Source organism: Neisseria meningitidis (genome assembly GCF_022869645.1).
Taxonomy (GTDB): domain Bacteria; phylum Pseudomonadota; class Gammaproteobacteria; order Burkholderiales; family Neisseriaceae; genus Neisseria; species Neisseria meningitidis.
In genome coordinates this window covers 910146-926885 of record NZ_CP064367.1, presented here as the reverse complement: position 1 = coordinate 926885, position 16740 = coordinate 910146, and the positions used below count along the sequence as shown (strand labels likewise).

Here is a 16740-nt window from a genome sequence, read left to right as displayed (position 1 = left end):
CTTTCTGTCAGATATTGGGACGCAGTTGCGATTCTACCGCCCCGTGCGGTGCGCTTCAACTGCCGCCGCCTTGCCGCAAGGCGCGTTTCAACTGTTTCAACACCTGCCAGGCGCGGGCTTTGAGTTCGGGTTGGCGTAAAAGCCGGGCGGGATGGTCGATGATGAAGAAGGGACGGCTGCCGCACAAAGTTTCAATCATCGCCTGCCGTTCCGGGTTGACAAACGCCTGTCCGAGGAATAGGACGGCGGGGGCGCGGCAGCCGTCGAGTTCCTGCATGACGGAAACCGTCGCGGTTTCGATTGCCGCTTCAGACGGCATCGGGTTGCCGACGGCGGCGGTTTTCACCCAACAGGTTTTGTGGACATAGGCGGCATCCAGTCCTACGGCTTTGAGTATGTTGTCAAGCAGAACACCCGCTTTGCCGTAGAACAGTTGCCCGTAAACCGCATCCTCAATCGGTGGGCAAAGGCTGACGACGGCAAGTTTGGTTATGCCCGAAGCGGCGGGAACGGGGGCGATGCCGTCTGAAAGGCCGGGCGGGGGCGTTTCGGTTTCAGGCGCGGGTTTGCGCGTATGTACGGCGGCGGTTTCCAACGCTTTCATCGTTTCGAGCCGCGCCTGACCGTTATGGGGTTGGGAAGGGCGGATCGGGGCGGCGCGGACGGTTTGGGGACGTGCCTGTGCCGAGGGTGCGGGTGTGTTTTTGGGCGGCAGGACGGCGGCGGCCTGTTTCAGCCACATCGGACCCAAACCCAAAGCTTCGTGCAGGTGGAGGTAGCGCGCGCTTAACATATTTTCTCCATTAAGACGGCATCTTCGGTTTTACCGTCGGCTGTACGGTAATAGTTTTTCCGCCTGCCCGTAATGCTGAAGCCGTGCGCCGTGTACAGTGCCTGTGCGGCGGTGTTGCCTGCACGGACTTCGAGCAGCAGGCGTTGCGTGTCTTCGGGCAGATGTGTGAACCAATATTCGAGCAGGGCGGACGCAATTCCTTGGCGGCGGCATTCGGGCGCGGTGGCAATCAGGTGCAGTTCGGATTCGTCGGGCAGGTTCTGCCAAACGATAAAGGCGGCAATCCCGCCGTCTTTTTCCGCAAGGAAAACCTGTTCGGACGGCGAAACCAGTGCGGACTCAAATTGGCGTTGCGTCCACGCGGACGGGTTGCAGACGGCATCGAGCGCGGCGAGTGCGGCGCAATCGGCATAAACGGCGCGGCGGATGTTCACAGGCGCGCCCTCCGTTCCGCCTGTTCTTTGGCAGTCAAGGCGATTTTGTTGCGGACGTAGAGCAGCTCGGCGTGTGCCGCAGCGACGGCGGGAAAACCGCCTTCAGCCGCCAGATTGAGGAAGTCGGCGGCGGTCGGCATATCGGGTTTGCCTGAGAAGGGCGGACGGTTTTCCAGCGCGAACGCATTGCCGATGCCGTCTGAAAAGGCGCATCCTTCCGGCAGCCGGATGTCTGCCGCCCGACCGACCTGATAATCGCTCAAACGGCGGCGGTTCAGCGTGTCGAACCATGCATAAAACACTTCGCCCATACGTGCGTCCGCAGCGGCAAGGATGCAGCTTTGCGGCGGCGGCAGCGAGGCGGCGGCATCGAGCGAGGGTACGCCGATTAAAGGAGTATCAAACGGCGTTGCCAAACCTTGCGCCACGCCGATGCCGATACGCAGTCCCGTAAACGCGCCGGGGCCTTTCGCATAAACAATCGCCCCCAAATCGGCGGCGGTAATGCCTGCATCGTGAAACAACGTGCGGATTTCCGGCAGAATCAGTGCGGACTGGCGGCTGCCGACTTCCTGATGGAACAGGCAGGTTTCGCCGTCGGCGCGCAGCGCGAGCGACAAATAGGAAGTTCCGGTATCGACGGCGAGGACGGGGCGGTTGAAATCGGCTTGCATGGTGTGGTTCTCGTTGGTTCAGACGGCATTATATAGTGAAACCGGCTTGCCTGCCGTGCCGTCGTATCCTAGGGCGGTATGGCGCAAAAATGCCGTCCGAACGGTAAATTATCGTGTTCGGACGGCATTTTCACAATGGTTACTGCTTGGCGGCAAGACCGATATGGCGTATGCCGTTTGCGGTTTCCACTTCTGCGCTGCCGGCAACTTCCTGGGCTTGCCCGCCAAAGATGCCTAGAGAGTAACTGCCTTTCTCGGCTTGGTTGTAAAGGACGGAACCGCTGATGACGGCATGGCGTTTTTTATCCGGCTTGATATCGGAGGCGGCCAGGTCAACATTGAGTTCTGGCGATTTCAAATGTTCGATTTTGCCGTGTCCCTGCTTGGCGGCGAAATCTATGGTGTAGGTCAGTTTTCCACTGGCATCGTCTGAACCGAATGCCGTCCCGCGATATGTCGCCCTGCCGCCTTCGGGAAGCTTGTCAAAAGATGTATGTTCACCCGCTATATCGCCGATTCTGAACTGGCGTTTCGCAACCATCTTCCCTGAATGCTCCGAATCTTGTACTTGCTCGGTCTGAAGGGCGGTTAAGGCGGAATGGCTTTGTTTGTACACTTGGAACTCTCCGCTCTCCAAGGTAATGAGCTGCCCGTCCACTTCGATTTGACGGATAAAGTCGAAGCGGCTGACCTTGTCGTTCTTCAATTTGCCCGTATTGAGGCTGTCGCCGTTTCCATAAGTTTTTTCCGCACCTTGTGCCGCCAGCTTCAGTTTCTCGTTTTTCCTGACGGACTGATCCAGCGTCAAAGACTGCAAACTTTTGTCTTTATGGTCGAGCGGTGCGGTTAGTGCATCGGCAAGCACCGCGCCGATGTCGGCGGCGACACCGCCGCCTCCGCTGCTGCAGGCGGTCAGAATCAGGGCGGCGGTCAAAGAAAGGCAGCAGAAGGCAGTTCGGTTCACAGGTTTGCTCCTAGTCATACGCAGAATAGATAATATGAGACCTTTGCAAAAATAGTCTGTTAACGAAATTTGACGCATAAAAATGCGCCAAAAAATTTTCAATTGCCTAAAACCTTCCTAATATTGAGCAAAAAGTAGGAAAAATCAGAAAAGTTTTGCATTTTGAAAATGAGATTGAGCATAAAATTTTAGTAACCTATGTTATTGCAAAGGTCTCAATATATAAACATTTTGGTTATGGTATCTTTTTTTGCATACTGCATCAATGAGGCAGGTCAAAGAAGCAAAAATCAAATGCCGTCCGAACAACGGTTCAGACGGCATTTTGTTTACAAGCAACCTGTTATTTGACGATTTGGTTCAATTCGCCCTTGGCATAACGGTTTGCCATTTTTTCCAAGGAAACCGGTTTGATTTTGCCTGCCTGACCTTCGCAACCGAACGCGAGGTAGCGGTCGAGGCAGATTTGCTTCATCGCTTCAATGGTTTTGCTCAAATATTTGCGCGGATCGAAGTCGGACGGGTTTTCGGCAAGGTAGCGGCGTACCGCGCCGGTGGAAGCAAGGCGCAAGTCGGTATCGATGTTGACTTTACGCACGCCGTGTTTGATGCCTTCGACGATTTCTTCAACCGGCACGCCGTAGGTTTCGCCGATATTGCCGCCGTATTCGTTGATGACTTTCAGCCATTCTTGCGGAACGGAGCTGGAGCCGTGCATCACGATGTGTGTATTGGGCAGGGCTTGGTGGATTTCTTTGATGCGGTCGATACGCAACACGTCGCCTGTGGGCGGACGGGTGAATTTGTACGCGCCGTGGCTGGTGCCGACGGCAATCGCCAATGCGTCAACGCCGGTATCTTTAACGAAACGCACGGCATCTTCGACGCTGGTGAGCATTTGGTCGTGGGAAAGTTTGCCCACTGCGCCTACACCGTCTTCTTCGCCGGCTTCGCCAGTTTCGAGGTTGCCCAATACGCCGATTTCGCCTTCAACGGATACGCCGCAGGCGTGGGAGAAATTAACCACGGTACGGGTGGCGTTGACGTTGTATTCATAAGAAGAAGGGGTTTTGCCGTCTTCCATCAGCGAGCCGTCCATCATCACGGAGGAAAAGCCCAGTTGGATGGAGCGTTGGCACACGTCGGGCGATGCGCCGTGGTCTTGGTGCATCACGACGGGGATGTGCGGAAATTCTTCGACAGCCGCCAAAATCAGGTGGCGCAAAAACGGCGCGCCCGCGTATTTGCGCGCACCTGCGCTCGCCTGTACGATGACGGGCGCGTTGACTTGGTCGGCGGCTTCCATAATGGCGCGCATTTGTTCGAGGTTGTTGACGTTGAACGCGGGCAGGCCGTAGCTGTTTTCGGCAGCATGATCAAGCAGTTGGCGCATGGATACGAGTGCCATTTGTGTCTCCTTGGGCAATAGGTAAATAAGGCGGATTATAATGTTTTTTGCGGCAAAAAACCATAAACGGCTCATTGATTTTATGTTAACGATAACGGCGGGCGGACGGGTCGGATTTTGGGCGGTTCGGGGTTTTGGTGTGTCGTTTATGATAATGTTTTCACTGTTTTTTTGATATTTGTGTGGGGCGGTTATGGTTTTGGACGGGTTTGCGGCGCATTTTGACGCTTATTTGGAAAACATCGTGCGCGAGGGCAAGTCGGAGCACACGGTGGCGGCATACCGGCGCGATTTGGAAGAACTGTTTGCGCTGTTGGCACAAATGCCGTCTGAAGATGCAGGCGGCGTGCCGCAGGGCTTGTCGCAGCGCGATTTTACGGCGGCGTTGCGGCGGCTGTCGCAGCGCGGTTTGAATGCGCGGACGCTGGCGCGCAAGCTGTCGTCTTGGCGGCAGTATTGCGCCTGGCTGGTCAAACGCGGTCTGCTGCATACCGACCCGACCGCCGACATCAAACCGCCGAAGCAGCCCGAGCGCGTACCCAAAGCCCTGCCGCAGGAATGGCTGAACCGGATGCTGGATTTGCCCGTGGACGGCGGCGACCTGCTGGCGGTGCGCGATCACGCGCTGTTCGAACTGATGTACGGCAGCGGTTTGCGCGTGAGCGAGATACACGGCTTGAATGCAGATGATGTATATTTGGACGAGGCGTGGGTACACGTTACCGGCAAAGGACGCAAGCAGCGGCAGGTTCCGCTGACCGGCAAAAGCGTGGAAGCCCTGAAAAACTATCTGCCGCTGCGTCAGACGGCATCGGACGGCAAAGCCCTGTTTACCGGCAGGAACGGCACGCGCCTGAGCCAACGCCAAATCCAAAAACGTTTGGCGCAATGGGCGGCGCAAAACGGCGACGGCAGGCACGTTTCGCCGCATATGATGCGCCACAGCTACGCCGGACACCTGTTGCAGGCTTCGCGCGACATCAGGGCGGTGCAGGAGCTGCTCGGGCACAGCAGCCTTTCGACCACGCAGATTTACACCAAACTCGATTTCGACCACATCGCCCGCCTGTATGACGAAGCCCACCCGCGCGCCAAGCGGCAGGACGAATGACATACGGCAAAATCAGCCGTCAGCCGCACGCTCTTGATATATAATTGGCCGTTGCACCCGGACGACACATAAAAAAGACACACCATGAACCCAAGCCCCCTACTCGACCTGATTGACAGCCCGCAAGATTTGCGCCGTCTGGACAAAAAACAGCTGCCGCGCCTTGCCGGCGAGTTGCGCACCTTTCTGCTGGAATCTGTCGGGCAGACCGGCGGGCATTTCGCCAGCAATTTGGGCGCGGTCGAGCTGACGGTTGCGCTGCACTACGTTTACAACACGCCCGAAGACAAGCTGGTGTGGGATGTCGGACACCAAAGCTATCCGCACAAAATTCTTACCGGACGTAAAAACCAGATGCACACCATGCGCCAATATGGCGGTTTGGCGGGTTTTCCGAAACGTTGCGAGTCCGAGTACGACGCGTTCGGCGTGGGGCATTCCTCCACCTCCATCGGCGCGGCGTTGGGCATGGCGGCGGCGGACAAACAGTTGGGCAGCGACCGCCGCAGCGTCGCCATCATCGGCGACGGCGCGATGACGGCGGGTCAGGCGTTTGAAGCCTTGAACTGCGCGGGCGATATGGATGTGGATTTGCTGGTCGTCCTCAACGACAACGAAATGTCGATTTCCCCCAACGTCGGTGCGTTGCCCAAATACCTTGCCAGCAACGTCGTGCGCGATATGCACGGACTGTTGAGTACCGTCAAAGCGCAAACGGGCAAGGTATTAGACAAAATACCCGGCGCGATGGAGTTTGCCCAAAAAGTCGAACATAAAATCAAAACCCTTGCCGAAGAAGCCGAACACGCCAAACAGTCACTGTCTTTGTTTGAAAACTTCGGCTTCCGCTATACCGGCCCCGTGGACGGACACAACGTCGAAAATCTGGTCGATGTATTGGAAGACCTGCGCGGACGCAAAGGCCCGCAGCTTCTGCACGTCATCACCAAAAAGGGCAACGGCTACAAACTCGCCGAAAACGATCCCGTCAAATACCACGCCGTCGCCAACCTGCCTAAAGAAAGCGCGGCGCAAATGCCGTCTGAAAAAGAACCCAAGCCCGCCGCCAAACCGACCTATACCCAAGTGTTCGGCAAATGGCTGTGCGACCGGGCGGCGGCAGATTCCCGACTGGTTGCGATTACCCCCGCCATGCGCGAGGGCAGCGGCTTGGTTGAGTTTGAACAACGATTCCCCGACCGCTATTTCGATGTCGGCATCGCCGAGCAGCACGCCGTTACCTTTGCCGGCGGTTTGGCTTGCGAAGGGATGAAGCCCGTCGTGGCGATTTATTCCACCTTTTTACAACGCGCCTACGACCAACTGGTGCACGACATCGCCCTGCAAAACCTGCCCGTTTTGTTTGCCGTCGACCGCGCGGGCATCGTCGGCGCGGACGGCCCGACCCATGCCGGTTTGTACGATTTAAGCTTTTTGCGCTGCATTCCGAATATGATTGTCGCCGCGCCGAGCGATGAAAATGAATGCCGCCTGCTGCTTTCGACCTGCTATCAGGCAGACGCGCCCGCCGCCGTCCGCTATCCGCGCGGCACGGGTACGGGCGTGCCGGTTTCAGACGGCATGGAAACCGTGGAAATCGGCAAGGGCATTATCCGCCGCGAAGGTGAGAAAACCGCATTCATTGCCTTCGGCAGTATGGTCGCCCCTGCATTGGCGGTCGCCGGAAAACTGAACGCCACCGTCGCCGATATGCGCTTCGTCAAACCGATAGACGAAGAGTTGATTGTCCGCCTTGCCCGAAGCCACGACCGCATCGTTACCCTTGAAGAAAACGCCGAACAGGGCGGCGCAGGCAGCGCGGTGCTGGAAGTGTTGGCGAAACACGGCATCTGCAAACCCGTCTTGCTTTTGGGCGTTGCCGATACCGTAACCGGACACGGCGATCCGAAAAAACTTTTAGACGATTTGGGCTTGAGTGCCGAAGCGGTGGAACGGCGTGTGCGCGCGTGGCTGTCGGATCGGGATGCGGCAAATTAAGCCGCCCGGCCGCGCCGTCGTCTGCCGATACAAGGCAAAATGCCGTCTGAAACGCTGCAGACGGCATTTTTTCGGCGTGAGGGTTTAGGCTTCGACAATTTTGCCGCGCAGGGAGAAGGTGTAGGCCTCGGTGATTTCCAAATCGATCATTTGGTTGATCATGTCGGGCGTGCCGGTGAAGTTGACGACGCGGTTGTTGGCGGTGCGGGCTTGGAGCTGGTCGGGGTCTTTTTTGGAGATGCCTTCGACCAGGCAGCGTTGAACCGTGCCGATCATCGTTTGGTTGATGCGCGCGGTTTCGGCTTCGATGACTTCGTTCAAGGCTTCGAGGCGGCGCACTTTTTCTTCGTGCGGCGTGTCGTCGTGCAGGTTGGCGGCAGGCGTGCCGGGGCGCGGACTGTAAATAAACACGAAGCTCAAGTCGAAGGCAATGTCTTTCACCAGTTTCAAGGTTTGCTCGAACTCGCGTTCGGTCTCGCCGGGGAAGCCGACGATGAAATCGCTGCTCAGGCATAAATCAGGACGGATGGCACGCAGTTTGCGGATGATGGATTTGTATTCCAAAGCGGTGTAGCCGCGTTTCATCGCGCTCAATACGCGGTCGGAACCGCTTTGAATCGGCAGGTGCAGGTGGGAAACCAATTTGGGCAGGTCGCGGTAGCACTCGATAATCGAGTCGGTAAACTCGCGCGGGTGGCTGGTGGTGAAGCGCATACGTTCGATGCCGGGGATTTCGTGGACGATGCGCAGCAGGGTGGCGAAGTCGCAGATTTCGCCGTCGTCCATTTCGCCGCGATAGGCGTTGACGTTTTGTCCCAAGAGGTTGATTTCTTTCACGCCTTGCTGGGCAAGGTTGGCGATTTCTGTCAATACGTCGTTGAGCGGGCGGGAGAATTCTTCGCCGCGCGTGTAGGGGACGACGCAGAAGGAGCAGTATTTGGAACAGCCTTCCATAATCGATACGAATGCCGCGCCGCCTTCGACGCGGGCGGGCGGCAGGTGGTCGAATTTTTCGATTTCGGGGAAGGAAATATCGACTTGCGACAGCCCGCTGGTTTCTTTGTCCACAATCATTTTTGGCAGGCGGTGCAGCGTTTGCGGGCCGAAAACCACGTCCACATAAGGCGCGCGTTTGATGATGTTTTCGCCTTCTTGCGAGGCGACGCAGCCGGCAACGCCGATGATGAGGCCGGGGTTTTTTTCTTTGAGCGGACGCACGCGCCCCAAATCGGAGAAGACTTTTTCTTGCGCTTTTTCGCGCACGGAGCAGGTGTTGAACAAGATGATGTCGGCTTCGTCGGCTTGGGTAACCTGTTCGATGCCGCCGTGTTCTTCGGCGAGGACGGCGAGCATTTTGTCGCTGTCGTATTCGTTCATCTGGCAGCCGAAGGTGCGGATAAATACTTTTTTCATGGTTTGTGTCTTTCTCAGGCAGCCGTAATCGCGGGGCTGATTGTTGTTGGAATGAAAAAATTTCAGACGGCACGACGATGCCGTCTGAAAATCGGTGCGGATTATAGCACGATGTGGGTTTGGGAGGTAGAATATTGTTTTAAAATATGAATTTAATCGGTCGGGACGGCTGTATAATGTTTGGCTTTAATGGGAGGTGTGTATGAAACCGGCTGTGTGGGCGGCATTGCTGCTGTGTGCGTGTACCAGCAATTTCGGCGACAGGGAACATCAGTTCCTGCGTTATAGTGGATTAACAAAAACCAGTACAGCGTTGCCTCGCCTTAGCTCAAAGAGAACGATTCTCTAAGGTGCTGAAGCACCAAGTGAATCGGTTCCGTACTATTTGTACTGTCTGCGGCTTCGTCGCCTTGTCCTGATTTTTGTTAATCCACTATATCAGACGGAAGAGGGAATCGCACAAACGGTTGTTAAAGGCAAAACGACCCGGGCGGAGGTAGAGGCACGTTTCGGGAAGCGCAACCCTTTCGGTTGTTATGCCTATCATGAAGTCAGCCTGCCGATTTATAATTTTTTGCCGACCAATTTCATTTATATGAAATCAGAACGCCGGCATTGGGAGTGGTGTGTGGATTACGACGGGGAGGGAGTTGTCCGGGACTACCGCTTTACACATAAAGTGGAAAAAGACGAACGTTCCGTCAACCGGGATGCGGTTGGCGTGATCCGCAAAGAAGCGGGCAAATCCTTGTCGCAACCTGAAAAATGATAAAATGGGGCTTTCTGCTTCCAAGCCCGAAACCTGCCGTTCAGGCGGCATTTGAGGATAAATATGAACCGTAACGAAATTTTATTCGACCGCGCCAAGGCGGTCATCCCCGGCGGTGTGAATTCGCCAGTCCGCGCATTCGGCAGCGTCGGCGGCGTGCCGCGCTTCATCAAAAAAGCCGAAGGCGCGTATGTTTGGGATGAAAACGGCACGCGCTACACCGACTATGTCGGCTCGTGGGGGCCTGCGATTGTCGGCCACGCGCACCCCGAAGTCATCGAAGCCGTGCGCGAAGCCGCGTTGGGCGGTTTGTCGTTCGGCGCGCCTACCGAGGGCGAAATCGCCATTGCCGAAGAAATCGCCAAAATCATGCCGTCCGTCGAACGGCTGCGCCTCGTCAGCTCCGGTACCGAAGCGACCATGACCGCCATCCGTCTGGCACGCGGCTTTACCGGCCGTGACAAAATCATCAAATTTGAAGGCTGCTACCACGGCCATTCCGACAGCCTGTTGGTGAAAGCAGGCAGCGGTCTGCTCACCTTCGGTAATCCCTCTTCCGCCGGTGTGCCTGCCGACTTTACCAAACACACTTTAGTCCTCGAATACAACAACATCGCCCAACTCGAAGAAGCCTTTGCTCAAAGCGGCAATGACATTGCCTGTGTGATTTTGGAGCCTTTTGTCGGCAATATGAATCTGGTTAGGCCGTCTGAAGCCTTCGTCAAAGCCCTGCGCGAATTGACCGAAAAACACGGCGCAGTGTTGATTTACGACGAAGTGATGACCGGTTTCCGCGTCGCGCTCGGCGGCGCACAATCGCTGCACGGCATCACGCCCGACCTGACCACGATGGGCAAAGTCATCGGCGGCGGTATGCCACTTGCCGCGTTCGGCGGACGCAAAGACATTATGGAATGTATTTCCCCGCTGGGCGGCGTGTATCAGGCAGGCACCTTGTCGGGCAACCCGATTGCCGTCGCCGCCGGTTTGAAAACGCTGGAAATCATCCGCCGCGAAGGGTTTTATGAAAACCTGACGGCGCGTACCGAACAGTTGGTTCAAGGTTTTCGGACGGCAGCGGATGCGGCGGGCATCGAGTTCACCGCCGACAGCGTGGGCGGTATGTTCGGTCTGTATTTTGCCGCACACGCGCCGCGAAATTATGCCGATATGGCGCGTTCCAATATTGAAGGCTTCAAACAGTTTTTCCACGGGATGCTCGACCGCGGCATTGCCTTCGGCCCGTCCGCTTATGAAGCAGGTTTCGTTTCTGCCGCGCATACGCCCGAGCTGATTGACGAAACGGTTGCGGTTGCGGTTGAAGTGTTCAAGGCGATGGCTGCATGATGTTTTGACGGACAGAGTTTCTCTGTTCGATTTGTTTGGCAGATTGAAGTAAGAATGCACACCGCCGTCATTCCCGCGCAGGCGGGAATCCAGACCTTTCAGTTTCTGTAATGATTGAAAATAACGGGCCGAAATCAGCCGCGCCCGGCAGGAAGCCGCCGCCACCTGAAACAATGCCGTCTGAAGCCTTCAGACGGCATTTTATCGGAAGCGCATCAGAAAAAACGGATAGCGACATATGCGGTAAAAGCAAGGGCAATTACATAGATAAACCCCTTTATAAATTCAAAAGTCTCATCTATATCGCTATATTTTTCTTTCAGTTCGTCAGATTTTCGATAACGTTTCATTTTCAAGACCACTTCATGACCAACAAGCCCGACCTTCCGGATTCCCGCCTGCGCGGGAATGACGGGCGTGTATATTTTTGATTTCAATCTGCTGTAAAAATGCCGTCTGAAATGCAGGATTTGCGCTTCAGACGGCATTTTTTGTTTCTTATTGCGCTTCGGCTCTCGGGGCGGAAATCAGAAAGTGTTCGCGGTAGTGGCGCATTTCTTCGATGCTCTCCAAAATGTCGTCCAATGCCTTGTGCGAACCGCGTTTGACGACGCTTTTGGCAACGGGCGGATTCCAGCGTTTGGCAAGCTCTTTCAGTGTGGAAACGTCAAGGTTGCGGTAGTGGAAGTAGTTTTCCAGTTTCGGCATATATTTGACCATAAAACGCCGGTCTTGGTGGATGGAATTGCCGCACATCGGCGTGGCGCGTCTGGGTACCCATTCCGACATAAAGTCCAGCAGTTTCTGTTCGACTTCGGCTTCGGTATGCGACGATTCGCGTACGCGCTGTGTCAGCCCCGTCCTACCGTGTGTGGCGGTGTTCCATTCGTCCATATTGTCGAGCAGCTCGTCGCTTTGGTGGATGGCGTAAACTTCGGATTGCGCCAATACATTCAAATCCGAGTCGGTAATAATCATCGCGACTTCGATAATGCGGTCGGTTTCGGGATTAAGCCCCGTCATTTCCATATCGAGCCAGCATAGGTTGTTTTTATCCTGCATGATGTTTCCTTTGCTTGTCAGCGTTTTGTCCCGCTCAGTCGCGCCCATCCTTCTTCTGTTTCCGCAGGATCGAGATCGAACCATTGGCTGTAAATGCCGCCGAGTTCTTCGGCTTGTTCGTCCAACAAACCGGATAACACGATGCGGCCGCCTTGTTTGGTGCGGGCGGCGAGCATTTCGCCGAGCATACGTAAAGGGTTGGCGAGGATGTTGGCGACAACTACGTCGAATTGCCCTTGAGGCAGACCGTCGGGCAGGAAGAATTGTGCATCGACGTTGTTCTGTTCGGCGTTGTCCTTGCCGGCGCGGACGGCTTGTTCGTCAATATCCACGCCGACGGCGAAACCTGCACCGAGTTTGAGGGCGGCGATGGTCAGGATGCCCGAACCGCAGCCGTAGTCGAGGACGCTTTCGCCGTTTTTGAGTTGCGTATCCAGCCATTTGAGGCAGAGGCGCGTGGTCGGGTGGCTGCCGGTGCCGAAGGCGAGGCCGGGATCGAGGCGGAGGTTGACGGCAGTGTCTTCGGGGGCTTCGTGCCAAGAGGGGGTAATCCACAGGCGTTCGGAAATTCGGATGGGGTCGAATTGAGCTTGGGTCAGGCGTACCCAGTCTTGGTCTTCGAGGATTTCGCCGGTGTATGCCAAGTCTTTTAATCCGCATTCTTGTGCGGCGGTTTGGATGATGGCGGCGGCTTCGTCGTGTTCGCCGAACAGGGCGATGACTTTGCTCTGCTGCCAGATTTGTTCGGCGGGCATACCGGGTTCGCCGAAAATCGCCTGTTCGTTTTGCGTGCCGGCGTAGGCATCTTCGATGGCGGCGGAGAGTGCGCCGTGTTCCATCAGCGCGTCGGCGAGGCGTTCGGCGACGGCATCGTTGACGTTGACGGTGATTTGTTGGTAGGGCATAACGGGCTTTCTTGGAAATATAGTGGATTGAATTTAAATCAGGACAAGGCGACGAAGCCGCAGACAGTACAAATAGTACGGAACCGATTCACTTGGTGCTTCAGCACCTTAGAGAATCGTTCTCTTTGAGCTAAGGCGAGGCAACGCCGTACTGGTTTAAAGTTAATCCACTATATCGAAATCGGTTTCAGACGGCGCGGGGCAAGGGAAATGCCGTCTGAACGCGGACGGGCGGCTTCAGACGGCATATCGGCGGCGGTTTACTTGTCCTGTTTGGCTTTGCGATCTTCCAGCCAGTGTTCCAAATAGTGGATGCTGACGCCGCCTTTTTGGAAACCTGGGTCGTTGAACAAGTCGCGGTGCAGCGGCGTATTGGTTTTGATGCCGGTAATCGCCAGTTCGGCAAGGGCTACGCGCATTTTAGCCATGGCTTGGTCGCGGTCTTTACCGACGACGCAGACTTTGCCGATCAGGCTGTCGTAGTAAGGAGGGATGCGGTAGCCTTGGTAAATGTGGCTGTCGACGCGGATACCGAAGCCGCTGGGCAGGTGGCAGCTTTCAATCGGGCCCGGGCTGGGGATGAAGTTGTATGGGTCTTCGGCGTTGATACGGCACTCAAACGCGTGGCCTTCGACTTGAATATCCTTTTGTTTGTATTGCAAAGGCAGGCCGGCGGCGATGCGGAGTTGCTCCTGCACAATGTCCACGCCGGTGATGAGCTCGGTAACCGGATGCTCAACCTGAACGCGTGTGTTCATCTCGATAAAGAAGAACTCGCCGTCTTCGTACAGGAATTCAAACGTACCTGCGCCGCGATAGCCGATGCGTTTGCAAGCGTCGGCACAGGCTTTGCCGATTTTGGCGCGTTCTTTTTCAGTGATGAACGGAGCCGGTGCTTCCTCGATGACTTTTTGGTGGCGGCGTTGCAGCGAACAGTCGCGCTCGGCAAGATATACGGCGTTGCCGTGTTCGTCGGCAATCACTTGGATTTCGACGTGGCGCGGACGTTGCAGATAGCGTTCCATGTAAACCATCGGGTTGCCGAATGCCGCGCCTGCTTCTGCCTTGGTCATTTCGACAGATTGGAGGAGGTCTTCTTTTTTCTCGACCACGCGCATACCGCGACCGCCGCCGCCGCCAGAGGCTTTGATAATGACGGGATAACCGATTTTATCGGCGATTTTGAGGATTTCTTCGCCGTCGTCGGGCAATGCGCCGTCAGAACCGGGGACGCAGGGTACGCCTGCCGCTATCATCGCGTGTTTGGCGGAGACTTTGTCGCCCATCAGGCGGATGGTGTCGGGTTTCGGGCCGATAAAGGTAAAGCCGGACTGCTCGACCTGTTCGGCGAAATCGGCGTTTTCGGCAAGGAAACCGTAGCCCGGGTGGACAGCGTCCGCGCAGCTTACTTCGGCGGCGGCAATAATGGCGGGGACGTTGAGGTAGCTTTGTGCAGATGCGGCAGGGCCGATGCACACGGATTCGTCGGCGAGTTTGACGTGCAGGCTGTCTTTGTCGGCCTCGGAATGCACGGCGACGGTGGCAATGCCCATTTCGCGGCAGGCACGGAGTACGCGTAATGCGATTTCGCCTCGGTTGGCGATTAAAACTTTTTTCAGCATGATGACTGTTCCTGTGATTCCGGCAACCCGTCCGTAAAAAAAAGGTGCGGGAACGCCGAAGGGGGAAAGCATTTCAGACGGCATCGGAAGTTTATGCCGTCTGAAAACAGGATTATCCGATAATGAAGAGCGGTTCGCCGAATTCGACGGGCGTACCGTTTTCGACCAAAATTTCTTTGACCGTGCCGGATTTTTCGGCTTCGATTTCGTTCATCAGCTTCATCGCTTCGATGATGCACAGCGTGTCGCCGGCTTTAACCTGTTGGCCGACTTCGACAAAAGGCGCGGCATTCGGGCCGGGTGCGCGGTAGAACGTGCCGACCATAGGTGATTTTTGCGCGTCGGACAAATCGCGGGCGGCAGGTGCGGCGGCAGGCGCGGATGCCGCAACGGGTGCGGCGGCAGGCGTTACGGCCGGCGCGGCGGCAGGTACGGGCGCGGCGTAAACGGGTGCGGCGGCGATGGTTCGGGTGATGCGGACTTTTTCCTCGCCTTCGGTTACTTCGATTTCGGCGATACCCGATTCTTCAACCAAATCAATCAGTTTTTTTAATTTGCGCAAATCCATTTCTGTTCCTTTAAAGGCTGCCGGTGTTTCGGCGGGTTGTTGCGTTGGTTTTTCAGAAAACAGCCGGCTTGCGGCAACGGCGCAAACCGGGCGGAATGGTGTTCGGATACGGTTTTCCTGTGGTGGAAAACAACCGTGAGAATGTGTTTATTTTCCCGAAGTTGTCGGTAAATGTCCAGTAAAATATCAAAAAACGGCGGTTTTTGGGGGAAATGTGCAGGAAGTTTGATTTTGCGCACAAGATGCCCCGGGTCAAGAGTGTTTATTCTAATCTGTTGGTTTTTCGGGCAAAGATGCCGTCTGAAAAAGGGCTAAAGTGCGTATAATGGCGGCTTACCCGAACGAGAGTGTAAAAATGGATATTTCAGATTTTGATTTTACCCTGCCCGAACACCTGATTGCCCAGCATCCGCCCGAAGTGCGCGGCAGCAGCCACCTTTTGGTCGCGCTGCCCGATATGCCGCTGCAAGACCGGGTGTTCGGCGATTTGCCGGATTATGTCGAGGCGGGCGACGTTTTGGTGTTCAACAACACCAAAGTCATGAAGGCGCGGCTGTTTGGGCAGAAAGACAGCGGCGGCAGGATCGAAGCCCTGATCGAGCGTGTTTTAGACAGTCATACCGCACTGGCGCACATCCGTTCGTCCAAGTCCCCCAAGCCCGGTATGGGGCTGGTGTTTGAAGGCGGCATCCGCGCCGTGATGGTCGGGCGTGAGGGCGAACTGTTCTGCCTGCGTTTTGAAGGCGGAGAGACCGTTTACGAACTTTTGGAACAGAACGGACACCTGCCCCTGCCGCCTTATATCGAACGTGCCGCCGATGCGGACGACGACAGCCGCTACCAGACTGTTTATGCCAAATATCAGGGCGCGGTCGCCGCGCCGACGGCGGGCCTGCATTTTACGGAAGAACTTTTGCGCCGTCTGAAAGACAAAGGCGCGGTAACCGCAGAAGTAACCCTGCACGTCGGTGCGGGAACGTTCCAACCCGTGCGCGTCGATAAAATCGAAGAACACAAAATGCACAGCGAATGGTTTGAAGTGCCGTCTGAAACCGCCGCCACCGTTGAGGCGGCAAAAGCCCGGGGGAACAAAGTCTGGGCGGTCGGCACGACTTCCATGCGCGCCCTCGAGTCTGCCGCGCGTGCGACGGGTCGTCTGAAAGCGGGGCAGGGCGACACCGATATTTTCATCACGCCGGGCTACCGTTTTAATGTTGCCGACAGGCTGGTTACCAATTTCCATCTGCCGAAATCGACGCTGCTGATGCTTGTCAGCGCGTTTTCGGGTATGGGTCATATCCGCGCCGCGTATCGTTATGCGGTCGAACGCGAATACCGTTTCTTCAGCTACGGCGATGCGATGGTTTTGGGGCGGAACGAAGGGGTGGTACGTTAGAACAGCCTCAAGTCTATTGGGGGAAGACAAGTGCCGTCTGAACGGACGTTCGGACGGCATTCTTTTGTTGATTTGAATGAAAGGAACTGTATATGACATAGATTCAGGCGCGAGAGGCGAGAAACTCAGTCATTGTTGATGACGCGCAATACGTTAAAATTCATTCCGTTTTGGTCGTATAAACATATTACATACGCCATTTTTTGTATTCAAGGCTGCCTGAAAACAGTGGGCAAGAATATCTAACCCAACGAAAAGCTGAAAAAGCAACAAAAA

The 16740-nt window shown here is 55.8% G+C and carries 17 protein-coding genes and 1 pseudogene; 6 read left to right on the top strand and 12 right to left on the bottom strand.

The window, feature by feature from the left end; all coding sequences use genetic code 11:
• Window positions 1-55: 55 nt before the first annotated feature.
• The 5 genes from IUJ45_RS04750 to fba all read right to left on the bottom strand — a co-directional run bounded on the left by IUJ45_RS04750 (window position 56) and on the right by fba (window position 4273).
• The gene (locus IUJ45_RS04750) at window positions 56-793 is read right to left on the bottom strand and encodes a uracil-DNA glycosylase family protein (protein ID WP_002247082.1); all 738 of its coding nucleotides are present in this window, start codon (window positions 791-793) and stop codon (window positions 56-58) included.
• A complete protein-coding gene (gene rimI / locus IUJ45_RS04745) occupies window positions 787-1227 on the bottom strand; it encodes a ribosomal protein S18-alanine N-acetyltransferase (RefSeq protein ID WP_002234312.1) in 441 nt (146 codons plus the stop codon). Before rimI ends, IUJ45_RS04750 begins: the two co-directional genes overlap by 7 nt.
• A complete protein-coding gene (tsaB, locus tag IUJ45_RS04740) occupies window positions 1224-1901 on the bottom strand; it encodes a tRNA (adenosine(37)-N6)-threonylcarbamoyltransferase complex dimerization subunit type 1 TsaB (protein WP_002234311.1) in 678 nt (225 codons plus the stop codon). Before tsaB ends, rimI begins: the two co-directional genes overlap by 4 nt.
• A gap of 139 nt (window positions 1902-2040) precedes the next feature.
• Window positions 2041-2943 (bottom strand): factor H-binding protein, encoded by a 903-nt coding sequence (locus IUJ45_RS04735; protein ID WP_014580490.1) that lies wholly within the window; start codon window positions 2941-2943, stop codon window positions 2041-2043.
• Window positions 2944-3208: 265 nt separating this feature from the next.
• Window positions 3209-4273, bottom strand: a complete 1065-nt coding sequence (gene fba / locus IUJ45_RS04730) for a class II fructose-bisphosphate aldolase (RefSeq protein ID WP_002219833.1) — start codon at window positions 4271-4273, stop codon at window positions 3209-3211.
• A gap of 193 nt (window positions 4274-4466) precedes the next feature.
• On the opposite strand from fba, the gene xerC reads away from it, so the two are divergent.
• Both xerC and dxs read left to right on the top strand, forming a co-directional pair.
• Complete coding sequence (gene xerC / locus IUJ45_RS04725) at window positions 4467-5384, top strand: tyrosine recombinase XerC (RefSeq protein WP_082308639.1); 918 nt, start codon at window positions 4467-4469, stop codon at window positions 5382-5384.
• 84 nt (window positions 5385-5468) lie between these two features.
• A complete protein-coding gene (gene dxs, locus IUJ45_RS04720; RefSeq protein WP_002247120.1) occupies window positions 5469-7382 on the top strand; it encodes a 1-deoxy-D-xylulose-5-phosphate synthase in 1914 nt (637 codons plus the stop codon).
• Between the two features lie 84 nt (window positions 7383-7466).
• Here dxs and miaB read toward each other — a convergent pair whose 3' ends face one another.
• The gene (gene miaB, locus IUJ45_RS04715; RefSeq protein ID WP_002219830.1) at window positions 7467-8795 is read right to left on the bottom strand and encodes a tRNA (N6-isopentenyl adenosine(37)-C2)-methylthiotransferase MiaB; all 1329 of its coding nucleotides are present in this window, start codon (window positions 8793-8795) and stop codon (window positions 7467-7469) included.
• Window positions 8796-8997: 202 nt separating this feature from the next.
• Between miaB and IUJ45_RS04710 the strand changes: the two are divergent.
• The 3 genes and pseudogenes from IUJ45_RS04710 to hemL form a co-directional block, all read left to right on the top strand.
• A pseudogene (locus IUJ45_RS04710) lies at window positions 8998-9078 on the top strand (glucosamine-fructose-6-phosphate aminotransferase); the annotation flags it as partial.
• A gap of 102 nt (window positions 9079-9180) precedes the next feature.
• On the top strand, window positions 9181-9564 hold the full coding sequence (locus tag IUJ45_RS04705; RefSeq protein ID WP_002233044.1) for a hypothetical protein: 384 nt from the start codon (window positions 9181-9183) through the stop codon (window positions 9562-9564).
• Window positions 9565-9627: 63 nt separating this feature from the next.
• A complete protein-coding gene (gene hemL / locus IUJ45_RS04700) occupies window positions 9628-10911 on the top strand; it encodes a glutamate-1-semialdehyde 2,1-aminomutase (protein ID WP_002233042.1) in 1284 nt (427 codons plus the stop codon).
• Between the two features lie 215 nt (window positions 10912-11126).
• On the opposite strand, the gene IUJ45_RS04695 is transcribed toward hemL, so the two are convergent.
• From IUJ45_RS04695 to IUJ45_RS04670, 6 genes are all read right to left on the bottom strand, one after another.
• Window positions 11127-11399: a hypothetical protein gene (locus tag IUJ45_RS04695; RefSeq protein WP_002233040.1), complete on the bottom strand. Its 273-nt coding sequence runs from the start codon at window positions 11397-11399 to the stop codon at window positions 11127-11129.
• Between the two features lie 10 nt (window positions 11400-11409).
• Window positions 11410-11973, bottom strand: a complete 564-nt coding sequence (orn, locus tag IUJ45_RS04690; RefSeq protein ID WP_002233038.1) for an oligoribonuclease — start codon at window positions 11971-11973, stop codon at window positions 11410-11412.
• A gap of 17 nt (window positions 11974-11990) precedes the next feature.
• On the bottom strand, window positions 11991-12878 hold the full coding sequence (gene prmA, locus IUJ45_RS04685; protein WP_002246428.1) for a 50S ribosomal protein L11 methyltransferase: 888 nt from the start codon (window positions 12876-12878) through the stop codon (window positions 11991-11993).
• 260 nt (window positions 12879-13138) lie between these two features.
• A complete protein-coding gene (accC, locus tag IUJ45_RS04680) occupies window positions 13139-14500 on the bottom strand; it encodes an acetyl-CoA carboxylase biotin carboxylase subunit (protein WP_002246427.1) in 1362 nt (453 codons plus the stop codon).
• A gap of 112 nt (window positions 14501-14612) precedes the next feature.
• Window positions 14613-15068 (bottom strand): acetyl-CoA carboxylase biotin carboxyl carrier protein, encoded by a 456-nt coding sequence (gene accB, locus IUJ45_RS04675; protein ID WP_002214627.1) that lies wholly within the window; start codon window positions 15066-15068, stop codon window positions 14613-14615.
• Window positions 15050-15307, bottom strand: coding sequence for a hypothetical protein (locus IUJ45_RS04670; protein ID WP_002254386.1), 258 nt, complete (start codon window positions 15305-15307; stop codon window positions 15050-15052). Before IUJ45_RS04670 ends, accB begins: the two co-directional genes overlap by 19 nt.
• 116 nt (window positions 15308-15423) lie before the next feature.
• Here IUJ45_RS04670 and queA point away from each other — a divergent pair, with 116 nt between their 5' ends.
• Entirely contained in the window at window positions 15424-16464 is a 1041-nt protein-coding gene (queA, locus tag IUJ45_RS04665; protein WP_082308638.1) for a tRNA preQ1(34) S-adenosylmethionine ribosyltransferase-isomerase QueA, read from the top strand.
• The last annotated feature ends 276 nt before the right edge of the window (window positions 16465-16740 follow it).